Origin of the sequence: Bacillus sp. 205(2023) (assembly GCF_037027485.1) — a bacterium.
GTDB lineage: Bacteria > Bacillota > Bacilli > Bacillales > Bacillaceae > Bacillus > Bacillus halotolerans.
The window spans coordinates 104,456-124,977 of the sequence record NZ_JAXCHF010000002.1 but is presented as its reverse complement, the minus strand read 5'-3'; the positions used below and the strand labels follow the sequence as shown (position 1 = coordinate 124,977).

Here is a 20,522-nt window from a genome sequence, read left to right as displayed (position 1 = left end):
ATGAACACCACAGACCGACAAATCACATTCTCGGCTCTTTCTTATCTTCTTTCGTATCCGGATGAAGAGTGGAGAGCGGAACATCCCGAATGGGAAGATCTGATCAATGAAATCGAAAATCAGCATATCCGGGAGAAACTGCTTCACTTTGTAAAGTCATCAGCATGCTTTTCCCCGCAGGCCCTGATTGAACATTATGTATACACGTTTGACTTCGGGAAAAAAACGAATATGTATGTCACCTACTTTAACTCAGGTGAGCAAAGGGAACGTGGCATTGAATTGCTGCAGTTAAAGAATACTTATGAGCAATCCGGCTTCCTCCCGACAGACAAAGAGCTTCCCGATTACCTGCCGCTTATGCTGGAATTCGCCGCCATTGCGGAGATGAAGGAAGCCAAGAGCATATTTGAGAAGTATCTGTCTAATTTGCGGGAGCTGACATCCCGTTTAGATCAAAACCAAAGTTTATATGCCGTATTGCTGGATGCACTGCTTACCGCACTTGAGGAAATCGGCTTGTGTGAAAGCAGCGAAGGAGCTGTTCGGACATGAGCGGGCAGATCCTGTGGGTCATCATGCCGTATATGGTATTGACGATATTTATCGGCGGGCATATTTACCGCTATCAGCACGACCAGTTTGGCTGGACCGCCAAATCAAGCGAACTGTTAGAAAAGAAAAAGCTTGCGGCGGGCAGCACGCTCTTTCATTGGGGGATGCTGTTTGTTATCGGCGGACACGTTATGGGCATTCTCATCCCCGAAGGTGTATATCGTGCAATCGGCATCACAGAACACGTGTATCACAAAATGGCGATTGGCGTCGGCTTGCCGGCGGGAATTGCTGCAGTAATTGGACTTTTCATCCTGACATACAGAAGGCTGTTTGATAAAAGAATCCGCAAAACCAGCTCGCCCTCCGATTTTCTCACGCTGTTTTTGCTGCTGTTTGTGATGGTCTCGGGGGTTGCAGCCACATTTCTCAACGTTGATTCGAAAGGATTCGATTACCGGACAACAGTCGGGCCGTGGTTCAGGCAGATCTTTTTGTTGAGGCCGGACGCTTCTTTAATGGAGAGTGTTCCGCTATGGTTTAAGCTTCATATTCTCATGGGATACGTCATTTTTATCATGTGGCCATTTACGAGATTGGTTCACGTGTTCAGCCTGCCGCTCAAATACCTGACCCGCAGCTATGTCGTATATCGCAAGCGTTCGAAACGACACATACAGCATCCGTAAAACCATCCCCCTTTGCCAAAAAGGGGGATTTCTCATCTTCTCTTTACATTATAGGAAAAAATAAAAACCTAAGATATTTTCTTACAAGACAATTGCATGGCGGCAAGGAATACTGATATTTTTGTATTTGGAAATAACAATATGTTCGAAAAAGGAGAGTGAAGAATGAAACGGATGTTCCTCATTTTAACGGCCTGCCTCATCACTAGCGCCGGGGTTCTGACTCTCAGACATTCTCATGTATTAACCGGCGGCACAGCCGGCCTTTCTCTAAGCCTGACGTACGTGTTTCATTCCTCGTTTGCTATTATCTTCTTTCTGATTAATATCCCGTTTTATGTCTTTTCTTTTATCAGAATGGGTGCCAGCTTCACTTTATCCACCATATTTGCAGTAACAGCACTGACCCTTTTTACAAGCGCTGATCACTGGCTTCCGCCCGTCTCTTTTTCCCCGTTTGCCGGCGCGATTTGCGGCGGAGCATTGATCGGGTTCGGCCTGTCGCTCATGTTTTATCATCAGGCATCCCTTGGCGGCGCCAATATTCTCGCTTTATTTATGCAAAAGCGATACGGGTGGAATCCGGGGACGGTTAATTTCGCCTTCGATTTAGCCGTTGTGCTGGCCGGGATTTTTTCCGTCGGTTTGCAAAAAGGCCTCTGCTCCATCCTGTCCATTGCCATCACGGGATTGGCTGTCGGCTTCTTTAAACATAAAATCAAAAGCAGCTACTCGCTGAAGCCAGATTTGCTCAAGAACTTTACTTCCGGCCAATCACAGGAAGCCTCCTCGTAAGCCTTTCCGCCCCGTGCGCGGAGAGGCTTTTTTCATAGAAAGGTTTAAAGGTTAGAAATAAGAGGAAATACGAAGGTAATCGGATCGGAATGGAGAGGGGACAAATGCTGAAAAGGAGACTGGAGTTTTTCTTTTTATATATCATGCTCATCGGGGCATACATCATATGGGTTTTTCCGGTTTCCAGACTTGAGTTTTACGGAGGATTGCTTTGCTATGCCGGCATTATTTTGTTCAGCATTTATTCGTTAATCCTTGAAAATCGAACGTCACAGCACACGCTGTTATGGATACATATTCTAGTCTTTTTTCCGATCGCGGGCTACATGTTTTATCTGTTTTCCGGACAGCTGTATGTAAAAGGAAAGCTGTTTAAAACAAAACGAATGTACAACAGGGAGAAGCTTCGAAAGCAGTTTGACATGGAGGAAACGCCTGAAGTGACCGGATTGAAGGACAATCAGGAAAGGTTTTTTACCTATTCCATCAGGGCTTCACATATGAATATCAACACGAAAAGCAAGGTGAAGGTTTTGAAAAACGGGGAACAAACCTTTCCTGATATTTTCAAAGCAATGTGGAAAGCGGAATCTTATCTGCATATCGAATACTACATGTTCAAATCGGACATGCTTGGCCGCGGCATGATGGAGATTATGATGGAAAAGGCGCGTCAGGGTGTCGAGGTGCGGTTTTTATATGACGCTGCGGGCAGCATCAAATTGGCAGGAAGAGATATTATGAAAATGAAGAAAGCGGGCGTGGACATCGTTCCTTTTTCTCCGCTGAAATACGGGTTCTTCAATCAGAAATTGAATTTTCGAAATCACCGTAAAATCGTGATCATAGACGGAAAAATCGGCTTTGTCGGCGGATTGAATGTTGGGAAGGAATATATCAGTCGAGACCCGATTATCGGTTTTTGGAGAGACACTCATCTGCGGTTGGAAGGAGAAATTGTGCAAACGCTTCACGCCATCTTTATGCTGGATTGGGAATATGTCTCTAATGAAGTGTTAATTGATCAAAAAGAATACAATACGCCAGTCCCCGTGGAGGGAGGAGGCATTTATCAAATTGTCGCGACAGGGCCTGACATGAAGGAAAGCATGAGTGACCTCTACTATGAAATGATTTCTGCAGCGCAGAAATCTGTGTGGATCGCCACGCCTTATTTTGTCCCGAATGAATCCATCCGTACGGCTTTGAAAGCCGCGGCGACAAAAGGGGTTCAGGTGCGGATTATGGTGCCGGAGACGAATGACAGCTTTTTAACGCAATACGCGTCGAGATCGTATTTCCCTGAGCTGCTTCTAGAAGGGATTGAGGTGTATTCCTATCAAAAAGGCTTCATGCATCAAAAAGTGATAATCATTGACGGCGATCTCGCCTCGGTCGGAACCGCAAACATGGATATGCGCAGCTTTCAGCTCAATTTTGAAGTGAACGTTTTCTTCACGGATGCCGAAGCGATCCGCACCCTGGAAGACCATTTCGAAGAGGATATGCTGGAAAGTGAGAAGCTTAGCCCTGTCGGCTTTTATAAAAGAGGAATGGCCGACCGGACAAAGGAATCAGTTGCCCGTCTCTTTTCAAGTGTTCTGTAAGAAAAAAGAAATACTGTCTTTCAAAACAGCCAGTGTATAGTATAATTGAGAAATCTTATCAGTTATTAGTGCATTGGGGGAAGATAAGGTGCTGCGGCAATTTTTTGCGTATTATAAACCATATAAAACATTGTTCTTTCTCGACTTTTTCTCGGCGATTGCAGGAGGCTTAATGGAGCTGAGTTTTCCTTTGATCGTCAATTATTTTATTGATACCTTGCTTCCGGGGAGAGACTGGGGCCTGATCATCGCGACCTCAATCGGATTGTTCGCGGTTTACGCGCTCAGCTCGGCTCTTCAATATGTCGTTACGTATTGGGGGCATATGCTCGGAATCAATATTGAAACCGATATGAGAAAGTCGCTATTTGACCATCTGCAAAAGCTGTCCTTCAAATTTTACGACAACAACAAGACGGGAACGTTAATGTCGAAGCTGACGAACGACTTAATGTACATAGGCGAAGTCGCCCATCACGGTCCAGAAGATTTGTTCATCGCCATTATGACGATTCTCGGGGCGTTCGGGGTTATGCTGTTTATTAACTGGCAGCTGGCATTGCTGACGTTTATTATCATGCCGATTGTCATTTGGCTTGCGCTTTACTTCAACAAAAAAATGACCAAAGCGTTTACGACGCTGAACAAGGATATCGGAGACTTCAGTGCGCGGGTAGAAAATAATATCGGCGGCATCCGGCTCGTTCAGGCGTTCGGCAATGAATCGTTTGAAAAAGAGCGCTTCGCTGTCAACAATCAGCGATTCCGCATCACTAAGCTGTCATCATATAAAATCATGGCGAAAAACGGCTCCATCAGCTATATGCTGACACGGTTTGTCACGCTGTTTGTCCTCTTGTGCGGTACGTGGTTTGTCATCCGAGGCTCCTTGTCATACGGAGAATTTGTGGCGTTTGTGCTATTAACGAATGTCCTGTTTCGGCCGATTGACAAAATTAACGCCATTATTGAAATGTATCCGCGGGGAATTGCCGGCTTTAAAAGCTACATGGAACTGATGGAGACAGAGCCGGATATTCAGGATTCCCCTGAGGCGAGAGACGTTTCCGGGCTGAAAGGCGATATCCGCTATCAGCATGTTTCGTTTGGCTATGATGAGAATCAACATGTCCTTCATGACATTAACCTGACCATTCGGGCGGGGGAAACGGTAGCGTTTGTCGGTCCGTCCGGAGCGGGGAAATCAACACTTTGCAGTCTGCTTCCGCGCTTTTATGAAGCGTCAGAAGGCGACATTACCATTGACGGCATCAGCACTAAAGACATGACGCTGTCTTCCTTGCGCGGGCAGATTGGCGTTGTGCAGCAGGACGTTTTCTTATTCTCGGGCACACTGAGAGAGAATATTGCATATGGCCGTTTGGACGCATCAGAAGAGGAAATCTGGCAGGCTGTGAAGCAGGCTCACTTGGAAGAACTCGTCAGTCACATGCCGGATGGATTGGACACTGTCATCGGAGAACGCGGCGTAAAACTTTCCGGCGGGCAAAAGCAGCGCCTTTCAATTGCGAGGATGTTCTTGAAAAATCCATCTATCCTGATTCTGGACGAGGCAACTTCTGCCCTTGATACAGAAACAGAAGCGGCGATCCAAAAGGCGCTTCAAGAATTGTCGGAGGGGCGCACGACGCTGGTGATCGCCCACAGACTGGCGACGATCAAACACGCGGACAGAATTGTCGTCGTGACAAAAAACGGTATCGAGGAACAAGGGCGGCATCAGGAACTGATCGAAGCCGGCGGTATTTACAGCAGACTGCATCATGCACAGTTCGGAGAGATGGTGCAGCAATAGGAGGAGAGTATGGATAGAAAAAATGTGCTGTACATAGCTGTTTCGTTAGACGGGATGATCGCGAGAGAGGATGGGAGCGTCGACTGGCTGGATGAATTTGAAGGCGAGGGTGATAACGGGTACAGTGAATTTTATCAGACTGTTGATACCGTCATATTAGGGCGGAGCACATACGAACACATCAAAATTCTCACACCTGATTTTCCGTACCAGGATAAAACATGCTACGTGTTTACGGGAACGCCCGACAGCTATCATGATAAACACGTGACGTTTATCGATGAAGACATCAAAGCGTTCACCGGCCGCTTAAAACAGCAAAAAGGCGTAAACATCTGGATCGCGGGCGGGGCAGAGCTGGTGAATACCTTTATGAAAGAGGACGCCATCGACGAATACATCATCACTGTCATCCCGGTTGTATTAGGGAGCGGCATTCCGCTGTTTCATGAACAAAATACCGAAACAAAGCTGTGTTTAACCGATATGAAACGATTTGGACAGGCGGTGCAGCTGCATTATAAACGAGCATAAGAAAAAGGATAGACATCACTGTCTATCCTTTTTTATGTAAGTTAGAGCGCTTCTCTCTCAGCGGGCTCAATCATATTCTGAAACTTTTCAACCAGCTGAGACGCTTTTGTTCCTTCCACCACAATCAGATATTCTTTTTCATTATGAGCCATACGGAACGTTTCCAGCTCGATTAAGCTTTTGATTTTGCACATCGTTTTCTTTGAGTAAATATAAACCTCGTGGCTTCCGGAATGGCACATTTTATATAGGTGAATCAAATTTCTTAAAGTAAATGCCAGTGCGGCTACTTTTAGAGACTTGATGTTTTTCATGTTCTTTCTCCTCCATTGATTCTTGTCTTATATAGCGTATGTTCCCAATGTGTACAAACTGTAAACCTGTTTTTGCACACTTATGATTTCCATTGCAGAGTGCCGCCGCCAATCCGTTTCACGCCGCGGATTGAGCTCAATTCATCCATCAGCCGGAGAAGCGCCTTGTCCTTCTGTTTCGCCTCGATCATAAAATCAATATTGGTTCCCCATTGTCTGAAGCGCTCCAAAAGCGGCAGTAAAAAGTTGGCGTCTACATATTCCGCATGGCTGCGCACCGCTTGCTCCGATTTTGGAGAGGAAAGATGGACCTTCGGCTGCAATCCGATCCGCTGCCATGTGTTGATCATCCGGGGCAGTGCTTTATTCAGGTCCGCATGATCATCCGAATTTGCGTAAAAATGATGAAAATCAAAGACAAACGGAACATTCTCTTGTTCACAGACCTGAAGCGTCTCTTCCGTGGTGTACGTTTTATCGTCATTTTCCAGCGTCATTCGCTGTTTGATCTCTTTCGGAAGCATTTTCATGTTTTGATGAAATTGTTTCAGAGCGTTTTCTTTGTTTCCGTAAGCGCCGCCGATATGGATGTTGATAACTGAGCGGTCTGCAATCCCCATCGCTTCAAGCATGCGGTAGTGATAAGCCATATCGGTTACTGCATTTGCTGTAATGGATTCTTTAGGGCTCGTAAACAGGGTAAACTGGTTAGGATGAAAGCTTGTACGCAGATTGTATTTTTTCACGAGCTCTCCAATCTCACGGAACTCCTTGCGAAACGGCGTCACAAAGTCCCACATCACGTCAGGATGAGTAGCCAGCGGCACAATTGAGCTGGAAAAACGGTACATTGGAATATCGTGGCCGATGATATAGTGAAGGGTTCTCATGGTATTGCGCAAGTTGGCTTTCGTCACAGCCAAAAGGGCTTCTTTTCTCTCATCCTCGGGCAGCTTTGAATAACGGGCGAATGTCAGTGTTTTGGCGGGAGACGCATCCCAAAGGCTCATCGCATTTGAGACGAACCCGAATCTGAAAATCATAGGAACTCTCCTTTATAAAAAATAAGATAATGCTTTACCGAGCCATTCCGCCGGTCGCTGCCTGAACGTGCGCTTTTTGAAATTTTCTTTTGTCAGCAGCTCCGACTTTTTAATATCCTCTTCAATCGTGGCATAGACTTCTTTTGTAAATGCAACATCATCAATTTCAACGTTTACCTCTTCATTTAAAAACAGGCTGCGCTGATCAAAATTGGCTGTGCCGATGATGCTGAAGTGATCGTCAATGATCAAGGCTTTCACATGATAAAACCCTTGGTAAAAACGGTAGATGAGACAGCCGGCATCCAGCAGGTCCGAATAATATGTAAAAGCAGCTTCTCTGACCAGCGGGTGATCTGATTTCATCGGCACAATCAACGTAACGTCTACACCATTTTTTCTTGCTTTGACCAAAGCCTGCTGAAGCGGTTTAGTCGGAATATAATATGGCGTGCAAATCGTAATGCGCTCTTTTGCCTGTGCGATATTTGCCAAATACGTTTTTTCAAGAGAATAGCCGTCAGTCGCATAAATCTTATGAGGGATATTCCCTTGGGGAAGCTCAGGCCAAACATCCGGACCCAGTTCGGCTGATCCGGTATTTCGTTTCAGGTCGGCTGTAAAAAGCGTTTGAAGATCTCGGACACCTTCTCCCGTCATACGCAGATGATAATCCTCCCAATTGCCGAACTTCGCCTTCTTCCCAAGGTATTCCTCACCAATGTTAAACCCGCCGACATAGCCGACTTTTCCATCCATCACAGCAATTTTCCGGTGATTTCGTTTTTGTATATGAAAAAAGAAATAAGGGAAACGGGGCCGATTCAGAAAATGAACGTGAACGCCGGCGTTTTTCATCGTCTCCAGCGCCGGTTTTTTAATTTTTTGGCTGCCCGACCAATCCAGAAGCAAATAAACCGATACGCCGGCCTGGGCTTTTGTTTTCAGCAGTGTGAACATATTGTGGCTGACCTCATCGTTTTTCATAATGAAAAACATCACGTGAACGGAAGAGACGGCATCGCGTATATCCTCCATCATCCGTTCAACAAGATCAGCGCCGCAGTGAATCAATTCGATATCACTTTTCTTTTTTGAAAAAACAGGCTCGTACGCTTTCTTTTTGTATGCGGCGCGGCCCTTAAAGATATCCAGCAGGATTAAAGCCAATAGTATGATGACAACGATGAGAATCACGAAAAATACCTTCATCCCGGCACTCCTTTCCGTAGTTGTAGGTAGTGTGCCCGAACAGCAGGAATTTAATTATTGACTGAACACTCATTCATTATTTATCATAAAGATAATCTTATACAGATTTTGGGGCAGGGGATCACGGTCTTCATCAGTAAAAAGGGGGAATTGGAATGAGTGGCTTTCTCATTGTCAATGCATTATTATTTCTGATTGTAACCGCTTACGCTGTTTATTTGTTTGTCTATTTGGTCAAAACAAGGCTTGCTTACATCAGGCTTGGCCAAAAGGAACAGTTCGATAAACGGATCAAGGAACGGCTTCAGGCCATATGGGTGAATGTATTCGGGCAGAAAAAACTGCTCAAGGATAAGAAAAGCGGCATCATTCACGTCATGTTTTTCTACGGCTTTATATTGGTTCAGTTCGGAGCGATTGACTTTATCATCAAAGGGCTGGTCCCAGATCGAAATCTGCCGCTTGGCCCGATCTATCCCGCCTTCACTTTTTTTCAGGAAATCGTTACGTTTCTGATCTTAATTGCGGTTGGCTGGGCATTTTACAGACGCTATATCGAAAAGCTCGTCAGGCTGAAACGAGGCTTTAAATCTGGACTTGTTCTCATTTTTATCGGCGGTTTAATGCTGACGGTTTTACTGGGGAACGCAATGAATCTGATCTGGCATGATCACGGGCTTTCTTGGAGCGAGCCGATCGCTTCAGGCATCGCGTTTTTGCTTGGCGGCGTCGGGGAGACGGGCGCTACGGTGATTTTCTATATCGCATGGTGGGTGCATCTGCTGTTTTTACTGAGCTTTTTAGTGTATGTGCCGCAGTCAAAGCACGCTCATTTAATTGCCGGTCCTGCCAACGTCTTTTTCAACAGGCTTGAAGCGTCCGGAAAGCTCGAAAAAATTGATTTCACAGACGAAACGAAAGAAAGCTACGGAGCGGGAAAAATTGAGGATTTCAGGCAGTCCCAGTTGATTGATCTGTATGCGTGTGTCGAGTGCGGCCGCTGCACCAATATGTGCCCTGCGACAGGCACCGGAAAAATGCTGTCGCCGATGGATTTAATTTTACGCCTCAGGGACCACCTCACAGAAAAAGGCGCTGCCGTCACTTCGCGCTCGCCATGGGTGCCGGCTGCAGCATTCCGGCATACGAAAGGGAACCAGCTGGCTGCGGCAGCCTCTGGGAGCGGATCACAGGAAGCCGCCGCCGCGCTTGATTACAGTCCGAGCTTAATCGGCGATGTCATTACCGAAGAAGAAATTTGGGCCTGCACCACTTGCCGGAACTGTGAAGATCAGTGCCCCGTCATGAACGAGCATGTTGATAAAATCATTGATCTTCGCCGCTATCTCGTGCTGACTGAAGGAAAAATGGACAGTGACGCACAGCGGGCGATGACGAGTATTGAGCGGCAGGGAAATCCGTGGGGCCTCAACCGCAAGGAACGTGAAAATTGGCGCGACGCAGCCCCAGATGCCGATATTCCGACAGTAAAAGAATTAAAAAAAGAGGAAAAAGAATTCGAATATCTTTTTTGGGTCGGTTCCATGGGTTCATACGACAACAGAAGCCAAAAGATCGCCATCTCCTTTGCAAGACTGCTGAACCAAGCAGGTGTGACCTTTGCGATCCTCGGCAACAAAGAAAAAAATTCAGGGGACACCCCGCGCCGCCTCGGAAATGAATTTTTATTTCAAGAACTGGCCGAAAAGAATATCTCGGAATTTGAAAAAAATAATGTGAAAAAAATCGTTACGATTGATCCGCACGCATACAATTTATTTAAAAACGAATATCCTGATTTCGGCTTTGAAGGCGAAGTGTATCATCATACGGAAGTGCTGGCCGATCTTGTGAAGAGCGGGAAACTAAAACCGCAGCACCCAGTTCATGAAACGATCACCTTCCACGACTCGTGCTACTTGGGACGGTACAACGAAGTCTATGATCCGCCGAGAGAAATTTTAAAAGCCATTCCGGGTGTGCGGCTTATTGAAATGGAGAGAAACCGGGAAATCGGCATGTGCTGCGGAGCTGGCGGAGGCTTGATGTGGATGGAGGAAGAGTCAGGCAACAGGATTAATGTCGCCAGAACAGAGCAAGCGCTGGCAGTCAATCCGTCGGTAATCAGCTCCGGCTGTCCGTACTGCCTCACGATGCTTGGGGACGGCACAAAGGCAAAAGAAGCGGAAGATCGTGTCAAAACGTATGACGTCGCGGAGCTTCTGGCTCAATCTGTCTTGGGCGCTGATATGACAATGGGGGAAAAGCGATGAATTTTTCATTAACAGAAGAACACGAAATGATTCGGAAATTGGTTCGTGATTTTGCGAAGCATGAGGTTGCACCCACAGCGGCAGAACGTGACGAACAAGAACGCTTCGATCGTGACCTGTTTCGGGAAATGGCGGATTTAGGATTAACGGGGATTCCGTGGCCTGAAGCTTACGGCGGAATCGGAAGTGACTACCTGGCTTATGTCATAGCGGTGGAGGAACTGTCAAAAGTCTGCGCCTCCACCGGCGTGACGCTTTCAGCCCATATCTCGCTTTGCGGCTGGCCGCTGTTTGCATTTGGCACAGAAGAACAAAAGGCAGCGTACTTAACACAGCTGGCCCTTGGGCAGAAAATCGGGGCTTTCGCTTTGACTGAAGCGGGCTCCGGTTCAGACGCCGGCGGGATGAAAACAACCGCTGAGCGAATCGGTGATGACTATGTATTAAACGGATCAAAAGTGTTTATCACAAACGGCGGCGCCGCTGATATTTATATTGTGTTTGCAGTCACTGACGCTGAGAAAAAGAAAAAAGGCATTTCCGCTTTTATTGTAGAAAAGGATTTTGAAGGATTTTTGGCAGGCAAGAAAGAAAAGAAACTAGGCATCCGTTCTTCTCCGACAACAGAGATCATCTTCGAAGACTGTGTCGTTCCCGCAGAAAATCGTCTCGGTGAAGAAGGGGAAGGCTTCAAAATCGCGATGAAGACGCTTGACGGAGGAAGAAACGGCATTGCGGCGCAGGCTGTTGGCATCGCCCAGGGAGCGCTTGATGCGGCGCTTCAATACGCAAAAGAAAGAAACCAGTTCGGCAAATCGATCGCCGAGCAGCAGGGCATAGCTTTTAAACTTGCAGATATGGCGACAATGATAGAAGCTTCAAGGCTACTGACCTATCAGGCGGCATGGCTGGAATCGTCAGGCCTTCCGTATGGAAAAGCCTCCGCTATGTCCAAACTGCTGGCAGGGGATACGGCAATGAAGGTAACGACCGAAGCTGTGCAGATTTTCGGCGGCTACGGCTATACGAAGGATTATCCGGTTGAACGCTATATGCGCGACGCGAAAATTACGCAAATCTACGAAGGCACCCAAGAAATTCAAAGGCTGGTTATCTCCAGAATGCTCGCAGAATAAGGCAAAACATCTATCAGTCGGATCACTCTTGTAAAATTATTTAAATTAACGCTGTTAAGGGTAGCATATTCTGTTTTATTTTGTTTATAATGAGAGGTATGGTTTGTATAAGAACGATACAATATCGCTTTCATTATTGATAAAACAGATACATATAAGTAATAGAAAGGGAGTGTCCGACCTTGGGTATCAAACAATATTCACAGGAACAGCTAAAGGAAATGGCTTTAGTTGAAATCGCTCACGAATTATTTGAAGATCATAAAAAACCAGTTCCTTTTCAGGAGCTTTTAAATGAAATTGCATCATTGCTCGGCGTGAAAAAAGAAGAGCTTGGAGACCGCGTCGCACAATTTTATACAGATTTAAACATTGACGGCCGCTTCTTGGCGCTCTCTGACCAGACTTGGGGCCTTCGCAGCTGGTATCCGTACGATCAGCTTGATGAAGAAACACAGCCGACAGTTAAGGCGAAAAAGAAAAAAGCGAAAAAAGCTGTTGAAGAAGATCTTGATCTTGATGAATTTGAAGAGGTTGACGAAGACGACCTCGATTTGGCTGAGGTTGAGGAAGAACTTGATCTCGATGCTGATGAGTTTGACGATATCGATGAAGACGACGACGAAGACGAGCTCGAAATTGACGATGATCTCATTGATGACGATGAAGAGGAAGAAGATGATGACTATGATGAAGGCGATGAGGATAAAAAATAGTAAAAGAATTTCATCCTCAAATCGATCTTGACTTTCATAGTCGAACTATGTAGTATGTATTTTGGGCTCTTCAAAAACGAAGAGAGAACATAGAACGTTATGCTCCCTTTCAAGAAATTGAAAGGGAGCTTTCTTATTTTCACCCCTCATTTTTCTTATAAATCATTTAAAAGGCTAAATGATTTCCTATAAAACGGTACATTTTAAGAAATGTAGCTTAGAGCGAAGAGAGGAGCAAACGAAATGACGAAATATATTTTTGTAACCGGGGGAGTCGTATCCTCACTTGGAAAGGGAATTGTAGCAGCTTCATTAGGGCGTTTGCTGAAAAACCGCGGACTGAACGTCACCATTCAAAAATTCGATCCATACATCAACGTCGATCCGGGAACAATGAGCCCGTACCAGCACGGTGAAGTATTCGTAACAGATGACGGCGCTGAAACAGACTTAGACCTGGGCCACTATGAGCGTTTTATCGACATCAACCTGAATAAATTCAGCAACGTAACAACAGGTAAAATCTATTCAACAGTTCTTAAAAAAGAACGCCGCGGAGATTACCTCGGCGGAACAGTGCAGGTTATTCCGCACATCACAAATGAATTGAAAGACCGCGTATACCGCGCAGGTAAAGAAACAAACGCGGATGTCGTGATTACAGAAATCGGCGGTACTGTCGGAGACATCGAATCCCTGCCATTCCTTGAAGCGATCCGCCAAATGAAGAGTGACATCGGCCGTGAAAACGTGATGTACATCCACTGTACACTTGTGCCTTACATTAAAGCAGCCGGCGAACTGAAAACAAAACCGACACAGCACAGCGTAAAAGAATTAAGAAGCCTGGGCATTCAGCCAAACATTATCGTTGTTCGTACAGAAATGCCGATTTCTCAAGATATGAAGGACAAAATCGCATTATTCTGCGACATTGATACAAAAGCGGTTATTGAATGTGAAGATGCGGACAACCTCTATTCCATTCCGCTTGAGCTTCAAAAGCAAGGACTTGATAAGCTTGTTTGCCAGCACATGCAGCTGGAATGCAAAGAAGCGGAAATGTCCGAGTGGAAAGAGCTTGTAAACAAAGTCAGCAACCTGTCTCAAACGACCACAATCGGACTTGTCGGAAAATATGTTGAGCTTCCTGACGCTTACATCTCTGTCGTTGAATCACTTCGCCACGCGGGCTACGCGTTTGACACAGATGTAAAAGTGAAATGGATTAACGCTGAGGAAGTAACAGAAAGCAACATCGGAGAGCTTACTAGCGGCACAGACGGTATTATCGTACCGGGCGGCTTCGGTGACCGCGGTGTTGAAGGTAAAATCATTGCGACAAAACATGCGCGCGAAAACAAGATTCCGTTCTTGGGCATTTGCTTAGGCATGCAGGTTGCATCTATTGAGTATGCCCGAAACGTATTAGGCTTAAAAGGCGCTCACTCTGCGGAAATTGATCCGTCAACTCAATACCCGATCATCGACCTTCTTCCTGAACAGAAGGATGTTGAAGATCTTGGAGGAACACTTCGTCTCGGCCTTTACCCTTGTAAGCTTGAAGAGGGCACGAAAGCATTTGAAGTGTATCAGGATGAAGTGGTGTACGAGCGTCACCGCCACCGTTATGAATTCAACAACGAATTCAGACAGCAAATGGAAGACCAAGGCTTCGTATTCTCAGGCACCAGCCCGGACGGACGCCTTGTTGAAATTATCGAGCTGAAAGACCATCCTTGGTTTGTGGCTTCTCAGTTCCACCCAGAGTTCAAGTCAAGACCGACAAGACCTCAGCCATTATTCAAAGGCTTTATCGGAGCGTCTGTTGAGGCTGCAAATCAGAAGTAATAAAAAAAGACTTGCCGTTTGTCAAAAGCGGACAAGTCTTTTTTATTTGTTTCCGGCAAGATACAGAATGTACAATAAGTGATTATGCATACTCTTGCAAAATTTCTTTTAATGTAAATGATAGAGCATGGTAGACATACAATGCTGTCATTAATGAAGGGAAGCCGTAACGGGTGCCGTCTTCATCGGGAACGAGCGGCATTTTCAGCTTCGAATCAATATGCACATCGCAATATTGTTCGATTCCGGCGCTGTCTTTGACTGCCGGCGATACGCAAACGACTCCCGCGCCTTTTTCATAAAGCTCTTTCGCGAGCGCCTGTTCTTCATCTGTACCTGTCCCTGAGCAAAACATCAGCACCCTGTCGCTTTCTGTGACTTCATCCGCGTTGGCGGGAAACGCTTTGACGGAAGGAAGCGGCTCTTTGCTTTCGGTAGCCTCATATAAGACGCCCTGAAGCTCATTTGCCCCGTATATATATATGGAATGTCCGCTGACCACCGCTTGAGCAAGCAATCGCGCCCCATCTTCAATCGCGTCAGATTCCTTATCCTGAATGCGGGAAAAAATACCTGTTAACTGTGTCGTAAATATTTTCAACATAAGTGAATCCTCCTTTATAACGTACAATAACAGTATACAACAAAAGAGAAAATGCTCAGAAAATGTCGTAAAGTAGACTATTATAATTAAAGGAAATAGGAAAATCAAACAGAATACATAAACTACTGCTTACTTTTGACGAAAATCATAATATTGGGGTGTAAAATGATGAATGAAAAAATTTTAATCGTTGATGATCAATACGGAATACGTATTTTGCTTAACGAAGTGTTCAATAAAGAGGGCTATCAGACATTTCAGGCTGCGAACGGCCTTCAAGCGCTTGATATTGTGACAAAAGAACGTCCGGACCTTGTCCTTCTGGATATGAAAATTCCCGGCATGGACGGAATCGAAATTTTAAAACGGATGAAAGTCATTGACGAAAACATCCGCGTGATCATCATGACGGCTTACGGAGAACTCGATATGATCCAGGAATCAAAGGAACTGGGCGCATTGACGCACTTTGCGAAGCCGTTTGACATCGACGAAATCAGAGACGCCGTCAAAAAATATCTGCCCCTGAAGTCTAACTGACAAAAAGAAGAAACAATTGAATGAGCTCATTGTGTTGCCGATTTGTCGAAAAGTTGGTATTCTAGTTATGGAGAAAAAGCGATCTGAGTATTTACATATGACAGCAAATTATGGGTCATGCTAGGGTGGAAAGCTTTTTTCGCTAGAAGACAATCAGGCTACATAAGGAGGACATTCGACATGCCTTTAGTTTCAATGACGGAAATGTTGAATACAGCTAAAGAAAAAGGTTATGCTGTAGGACAATTTAACTTAAACAACCTTGAGTTTACTCAAGCGATTTTACAAGCAGCTGAAGAAGAAAAATCTCCAGTGATCCTTGGTGTTTCCGAAGGTGCGGGACGCTACATGGGCGGCTTCAAAACAGTCGTAGCTATGGTAAAAGCACTAATGGAAGAGTACAAAGTGACAGTTCCTGTTGCGATCCACTTAGACCACGGTTCAAGCTTTGAATCTTGTGCGAAAGCGATTCATGCAGGTTTCACATCTGTAATGATCGACGCTTCTCACCATCCATTTGAAGAAAACGTAGCAACAACTTCTAAAGTTGTTGAGCTTGCTCATTTCCACGGTGTATCTGTAGAAGCTGAGCTAGGAACAGTCGGCGGACAAGAGGACGACGTTATCGCTGAAGGCGTAATCTACGCTGATCCTAAAGAGTGCCAAGAGCTTGTTGAGCGCACTGGCATCGACTGCCTTGCACCTGCATTAGGTTCTGTTCACGGCCCTTACAAAGGTGAGCCAAACCTTGGCTTCAAAGAAATGGAAGAGATCGGAAATTCAACTGGTCTTCCGCTCGTTCTTCACGGCGGTACTGGAATTCCGACTGCTGACATCAAAAAATCAATCTCACTTGGTACAGCTAAAATCAACGTAAATACTGAAAACCAAATTTCTTCTGCAAAAGCTGTTCGCGAAACGTTGGCAGCTAAGCCTGATGAGTACGATCCTCGTAAATACCTTGGACCTGCTCGCGAAGCGATTAAAGAAACTGTTATCGGTAAAATGCGTGAATTTGGTTCTTCAAACCAAGCTTAATTCAATTGGAACTTTTTATAGCCGCCTGACAGCTTGACAGGCGGTTTTCCGTCTATCTTTAGAAAGCGCAATCATATTCACAGTTCTGAAAATTCTTACTCAGGGAGGCTTTTGTAAATGTTATTTTTTATTGATACTGCCAATATCGATGAGATTAAAGAAGCGTATGAATTAGGAGTTCTTGCCGGTGTAACAACGAATCCTAGTTTAGTAGCAAAAGAAGCTAACGTATCATTCCATGACCGCCTTCGTGAAATCACAGAAGTCGTTCCGGGCTCTGTAAGCGCGGAGGTTATTTCTCTGAAAGCTGAGGAAATGATCGAGGAAGGAAAAGAACTGGCGAAAATCGCTCCGAACATCACGGTGAAAATCCCGATGACGGCTGACGGTTTAAAAGCCGTAAAAGCACTTACTGACTTAAACATCAAAACAAATGTCACATTGATCTTCAATGCAAACCAAGCGCTTCTTGCTGCAAGAGCGGGCGCTACATATGTATCTCCATTCTTAGGCCGCTTAGATGATATCGGCCATAACGGGCTTGACCTGATTTCAGAAGTCAAGCAGATTTTTGATATCCACGGGCTTGATACGCAAATCATCGCGGCGTCAATCCGCCATCCTCAGCATGTAACTGAAGCTGCATTAAGAGGGGCTCATATCGGCACAATGCCGCTTAAAGTCATTTATCAGCTGACAAAGCACCCGTTAACAGACAAAGGAATCGAACAATTCCTAGCAGACTGGAACAAGTAATTCAAGCGGCGGCAAACAGAGTGTAGTGTCTGTTTGCCGCGGCCTTTGCTTTTCACCGTCCTGATCCAGCGGACCTTCAGATGCACGCCGCTTACAGAGAAGGAATCATTGGGCTGCAGAAGCTGATATCGGAATGAGGGTTGCGTGCTGCTTTTGCCGGATGACGAAGATGTCTCTTTAGCCGGCGGGTCTCTGTCGATTTTTTGAAACCTATGCCCCCGCAAACCTTCGCTATTTTCTTCCTGATATTTTACAATGTGTTGTATTCTTTCTCTTCGAATTGGCTAGATTTTGGACATGAGCTTTATTTGCAGAGACAGAATAAAATGCCATTTTATTTAGCTCCGCAGCTATCTTCTTATGGAAGGAGACTATCATGGAAAAGTTGAATATTGCCGGCGGTGACTCGTTAAACGGTACAGTACACATCAGCGGCGCTAAAAACAGTGCTGTTGCATTAATACCAGCAACCATTTTGGCAAATTCCGAGGTGACAATAGAAGGGCTTCCTGAGATTTCAGATATTGAAACGCTGCGTGACCTGTTACAGGAAATCGGCGGCAATGTGCATTTTGAGAATGGGGATATGATTGTAGACCCCACATCAATGATCAGCATGCCGCTTCCTAACGGAAAAGTGAAAAAACTGCGCGCGTCGTATTATTTAATGGGGGCGATTCTCGGCCGCTTTAAACAGGCCGTCATCGGATTGCCTGGCGGCTGCCACTTGGGCCCCCGTCCGATTGACCAACACATCAAGGGCTTCGAAGCGCTCGGAGCTGAAGTGACCAATGAACAGGGCGCGATTTATTTGCGCGCTGAAAGGCTGAGAGGCGCACGTATATATTTAGATGTCGTAAGCGTCGGGGCAACGATTAACATTATGCTTGCGGCAGTTTTGGCAGAAGGGAAAACCATCATTGAAAACGCTGCGAAAGAGCCGGAGATTATTGATGTCGCGACACTGCTCACCAGCATGGGCGCAAAAATCAAAGGCGCTGGAACCAACGTAATCCGAATCGATGGCGTAAAGGAACTGCACGGCTGCAAACATACGATCATCCCGGACAGAATTGAGGCCGGAACATTTATGATTGCCGGTGCTGCGATGGGCAAAGAGGTCATCATCGATAATGTAATCCCGACACACCTTGAGTCCTTAACAGCAAAGCTGAGAGAAATGGGCTTTCACATTGAGACAAGCGACGACCAGCTGCTTATTGTCGGCGGGCAGAAAAACCTAAAGCCGGTTGATGTAAAAACCCTAGTATACCCGGGCTTTCCGACTGATTTGCAGCAGCCGATGACAGCGCTTTTGACGAGAGCAAAAGGGACAAGCGTCGTGACTGACACCATCTATTCGGCGAGATTCAAGCATATTGATGAGCTGAGACGAATGGGCGCTAATATGAAGGTAGAGGGCAGATCTGCAATCATAACGGGACCTGTCGACCTTCAAGGCGCTAAGGTCAAGGCGAGCGATCTGCGGGCCGGAGCCTGTTTAGTGGTTGCCGGGCTGATGGCCGACGGCGTCACAGAAATTACAGGTCTGGAACATATTGATCGCGGATACAGCAGCCTTGAGAAAAAACTCGAGGGTCTGGGAGCCACAATCTGGCGCGAGAGAATGACTGATGAAGAGATAGAACAGCTGCAAAATTCTTAATTGGTTATTTGCGAGAGGAGATCGTGTTGAGATGGAAAGAAGTTTATCAATGGAATTGGTTCGTGTGACTGAAGCTGCGGCATTAGCATCTGCAAGATGGATGGGCCGGGGAAAAAAAGACGAGGCTGATGAAGCAGCAACAAGCGCAATGAGAGACGTTTTTGATACAGTTCCGATGAAAGGAACGGTTGTGATCGGAGAAGGGGAAATGGACGAAGCACCGATGCTTTATATCGGGGAAAAACTCGGAAACGGGTACGGTCCGCGTGTCGATGTCGCCGTTGATCCTCTCGAAGGCACAAACATTTTGGCAAGCGGCGGCTGGAATGCGCTGACGGTCATTGCAGTTGCGGACCACGGCACGCTTTTAAACGCTCCAGATATGTATATGCAGAAAATCGCAGTCGGTCCGGAAGCAGTGGGCTGCATTGATATTGAAGCTCCAGTCATTGATAACCTTAAAGCGGTAGCAAAAGCGAAAAACAAAGACGTCGAGGACGTCGTTGCCACCATTTTAAACCGTGATAGACACGAAAAAATCATTTCCGAGCTTCGCGAGGCCGGCGCCAGAATCAAACTGATCAATGACGGGGATGTCGCAGGCGCCATCAACACGGCTTTCGACCACACAGGCGTAGACATCCTGTTCGGATCAGGCGGTGCTCCTGAAGGCGTCCTATCTGCTGTAGCGTTAAAAGCGCTGGGCGGAGAAATTATCGGTAAACTTCTTCCGCAAAGCGAGGAAGAAATCATACGCTGCAACAAAATGGGCCTTGATTTAAGCAAAGTGCTGCGTATGGAAGACCTTGTGAGAGGCGATGACGCGATTTTTGCGGCTACCGGCGTAACTGACGGCGAGCTGTTAAAAGGCGTTCAATTCAAAGGGTCTGTCGGCACGACTGAAAGCTTGGTCATCCGTGCGAAGTCAGGAACTGTCCGTTTCGTTGACGGCAGACACAGCCTGAAGAAAAAACCAAATCTCGTAATCCGTCCATAACAAAGAGAAAAAGCGGGTGTTGACCCGCTTTTCTTTTGCAAAAAAGAGACAACCCTATCAATTGCGTGTCAAAACCTTATTTCAGTTGAATAATTGTTTGAAATAAGGTAAAAATAAAGAGTGCTGCGATTTTTAACTGCGTAATTCCTTCTTTTAAGCACTAGGAAAGTTTCAATTTCTACCGCATACAGACGATATAAGTATTGATCTTCTCATGTTTTTGTCCTCGCTTCCTTCAAAACTCATTAAGACAATCCTTTTAACAAAAGCGCCGATCATGGGTGGAAGTGTTACCGATAGAAGTTCCTTTATGTTAAAAAAAGAATGTGCTTTGGCGGATGTTGTGCAAAAGCAGCAGATTACATGTGTAAAGTAAGATA

At 45.8% G+C, this 20,522-nt stretch carries 20 protein-coding genes; 16 read left to right on the top strand and 4 right to left on the bottom strand.

Annotated elements, in window-relative coordinates:
• The 6 genes from narJ to WA325_RS08125 all read left to right on the top strand — a co-directional run bounded on the left by narJ (position 1) and on the right by WA325_RS08125 (position 5,996).
• The gene (gene narJ / locus WA325_RS08150) at positions 1–555 is read left to right on the top strand and encodes a nitrate reductase molybdenum cofactor assembly chaperone (RefSeq protein WP_095712798.1); all 555 of its coding nucleotides are present in this window, start codon (positions 1–3) and stop codon (positions 553–555) included.
• Positions 552–1,244, top strand: a complete 693-nt coding sequence (gene narI, locus WA325_RS08145) for a respiratory nitrate reductase subunit gamma (protein WP_101859809.1) — start codon at positions 552–554, stop codon at positions 1,242–1,244. Before narJ ends, narI begins: the two co-directional genes overlap by 4 nt.
• 165 nt (positions 1,245–1,409) lie before the next feature.
• Positions 1,410–2,039 carry a YitT family protein gene (locus WA325_RS08140; protein WP_305934303.1) on the top strand — a complete coding sequence of 210 codons (630 nt, stop codon included), beginning with the start codon at positions 1,410–1,412 and terminating at the stop codon, positions 2,037–2,039.
• 104 nt (positions 2,040–2,143) lie between these two features.
• On the top strand, positions 2,144–3,646 hold the full coding sequence (gene cls / locus WA325_RS08135; protein ID WP_336183438.1) for a cardiolipin synthase: 1,503 nt from the start codon (positions 2,144–2,146) through the stop codon (positions 3,644–3,646).
• An 88-nt stretch (positions 3,647–3,734) separates the two neighbouring features.
• Entirely contained in the window at positions 3,735–5,462 is a 1,728-nt protein-coding gene (locus WA325_RS08130) for an ABC transporter ATP-binding protein (RefSeq protein ID WP_336183436.1), read from the top strand.
• A 9-nt stretch (positions 5,463–5,471) separates the two neighbouring features.
• Positions 5,472–5,996: a dihydrofolate reductase family protein gene (locus WA325_RS08125; RefSeq protein ID WP_105990803.1), complete on the top strand. Its 525-nt coding sequence runs from the start codon at positions 5,472–5,474 to the stop codon at positions 5,994–5,996.
• Positions 5,997–6,037: 41 nt separating this feature from the next.
• Here WA325_RS08125 and WA325_RS08120 read toward each other — a convergent pair whose 3' ends face one another.
• The 3 genes from WA325_RS08120 to cls (WA325_RS08110) form a co-directional block, all read right to left on the bottom strand.
• Positions 6,038–6,310, bottom strand: coding sequence for a hypothetical protein (locus tag WA325_RS08120; RefSeq protein WP_336183435.1), 273 nt, complete (start codon positions 6,308–6,310; stop codon positions 6,038–6,040).
• Positions 6,311–6,390: 80 nt separating this feature from the next.
• Positions 6,391–7,353, bottom strand: a complete 963-nt coding sequence (uvsE, locus tag WA325_RS08115) for a UV DNA damage repair endonuclease UvsE (RefSeq protein ID WP_336183434.1) — start codon at positions 7,351–7,353, stop codon at positions 6,391–6,393.
• A 12-nt stretch (positions 7,354–7,365) separates the two neighbouring features.
• A complete protein-coding gene (gene cls, locus WA325_RS08110) occupies positions 7,366–8,565 on the bottom strand; it encodes a cardiolipin synthase (RefSeq protein WP_202852762.1) in 1,200 nt (399 codons plus the stop codon).
• A gap of 155 nt (positions 8,566–8,720) precedes the next feature.
• Between cls (WA325_RS08110) and WA325_RS08105 the strand changes: the two genes are divergently transcribed.
• The 4 genes from WA325_RS08105 (at position 8,721) to pyrG (ending at position 14,541) form a co-directional block, all read left to right on the top strand.
• On the top strand, positions 8,721–10,838 hold the full coding sequence (locus WA325_RS08105; protein WP_336183433.1) for a heterodisulfide reductase-related iron-sulfur binding cluster: 2,118 nt from the start codon (positions 8,721–8,723) through the stop codon (positions 10,836–10,838).
• Positions 10,835–11,974 (top strand): acyl-CoA dehydrogenase AcdA, encoded by a 1,140-nt coding sequence (acdA, locus tag WA325_RS08100; RefSeq protein WP_336183432.1) that lies wholly within the window; start codon positions 10,835–10,837, stop codon positions 11,972–11,974. Before WA325_RS08105 ends, acdA begins: the two co-directional genes overlap by 4 nt.
• Before the next feature lie 182 nt (positions 11,975–12,156).
• On the top strand, positions 12,157–12,690 hold the full coding sequence (gene rpoE / locus WA325_RS08095; protein WP_202852759.1) for a DNA-directed RNA polymerase subunit delta: 534 nt from the start codon (positions 12,157–12,159) through the stop codon (positions 12,688–12,690).
• A 243-nt stretch (positions 12,691–12,933) separates the two neighbouring features.
• Positions 12,934–14,541, top strand: a complete 1,608-nt coding sequence (gene pyrG, locus WA325_RS08090) for a glutamine hydrolyzing CTP synthase (RefSeq protein ID WP_095712807.1) — start codon at positions 12,934–12,936, stop codon at positions 14,539–14,541.
• 82 nt (positions 14,542–14,623) lie between these two features.
• On the opposite strand, the gene WA325_RS08085 is transcribed toward pyrG, so the two are convergent.
• Positions 14,624–15,145, bottom strand: coding sequence for a DUF2529 domain-containing protein (locus WA325_RS08085; protein WP_326324455.1), 522 nt, complete (start codon positions 15,143–15,145; stop codon positions 14,624–14,626).
• A gap of 165 nt (positions 15,146–15,310) precedes the next feature.
• Between WA325_RS08085 and spo0F the strand changes: the two genes are divergently transcribed.
• The 6 genes from spo0F (at position 15,311) to WA325_RS08055 (ending at position 20,518) form a co-directional block, all read left to right on the top strand.
• Positions 15,311–15,685 (top strand): sporulation initiation phosphotransferase Spo0F, encoded by a 375-nt coding sequence (gene spo0F / locus WA325_RS08080; RefSeq protein WP_003227621.1) that lies wholly within the window; start codon positions 15,311–15,313, stop codon positions 15,683–15,685.
• Positions 15,686–15,865: 180 nt separating this feature from the next.
• Positions 15,866–16,723 carry a class II fructose-bisphosphate aldolase gene (locus WA325_RS08075; protein WP_024123189.1) on the top strand — a complete coding sequence of 286 codons (858 nt, stop codon included), beginning with the start codon at positions 15,866–15,868 and terminating at the stop codon, positions 16,721–16,723.
• Between the two features lie 117 nt (positions 16,724–16,840).
• The gene (gene fsa, locus WA325_RS08070; protein ID WP_024123188.1) at positions 16,841–17,479 is read left to right on the top strand and encodes a fructose-6-phosphate aldolase; all 639 of its coding nucleotides are present in this window, start codon (positions 16,841–16,843) and stop codon (positions 17,477–17,479) included.
• Between the two features lie 376 nt (positions 17,480–17,855).
• Positions 17,856–19,145, top strand: coding sequence for a UDP-N-acetylglucosamine 1-carboxyvinyltransferase (locus WA325_RS08065; RefSeq protein ID WP_336183431.1), 1,290 nt, complete (start codon positions 17,856–17,858; stop codon positions 19,143–19,145).
• 31 nt (positions 19,146–19,176) lie between these two features.
• Positions 19,177–20,142, top strand: coding sequence for a class II fructose-bisphosphatase (gene glpX / locus WA325_RS08060; protein WP_044159762.1), 966 nt, complete (start codon positions 19,177–19,179; stop codon positions 20,140–20,142).
• 214 nt (positions 20,143–20,356) lie between these two features.
• On the top strand, positions 20,357–20,518 hold the full coding sequence (locus WA325_RS08055) for a hypothetical protein (RefSeq protein ID WP_032731180.1): 162 nt from the start codon (positions 20,357–20,359) through the stop codon (positions 20,516–20,518).
• Positions 20,519–20,522: the final 4 nt, after the last annotated feature.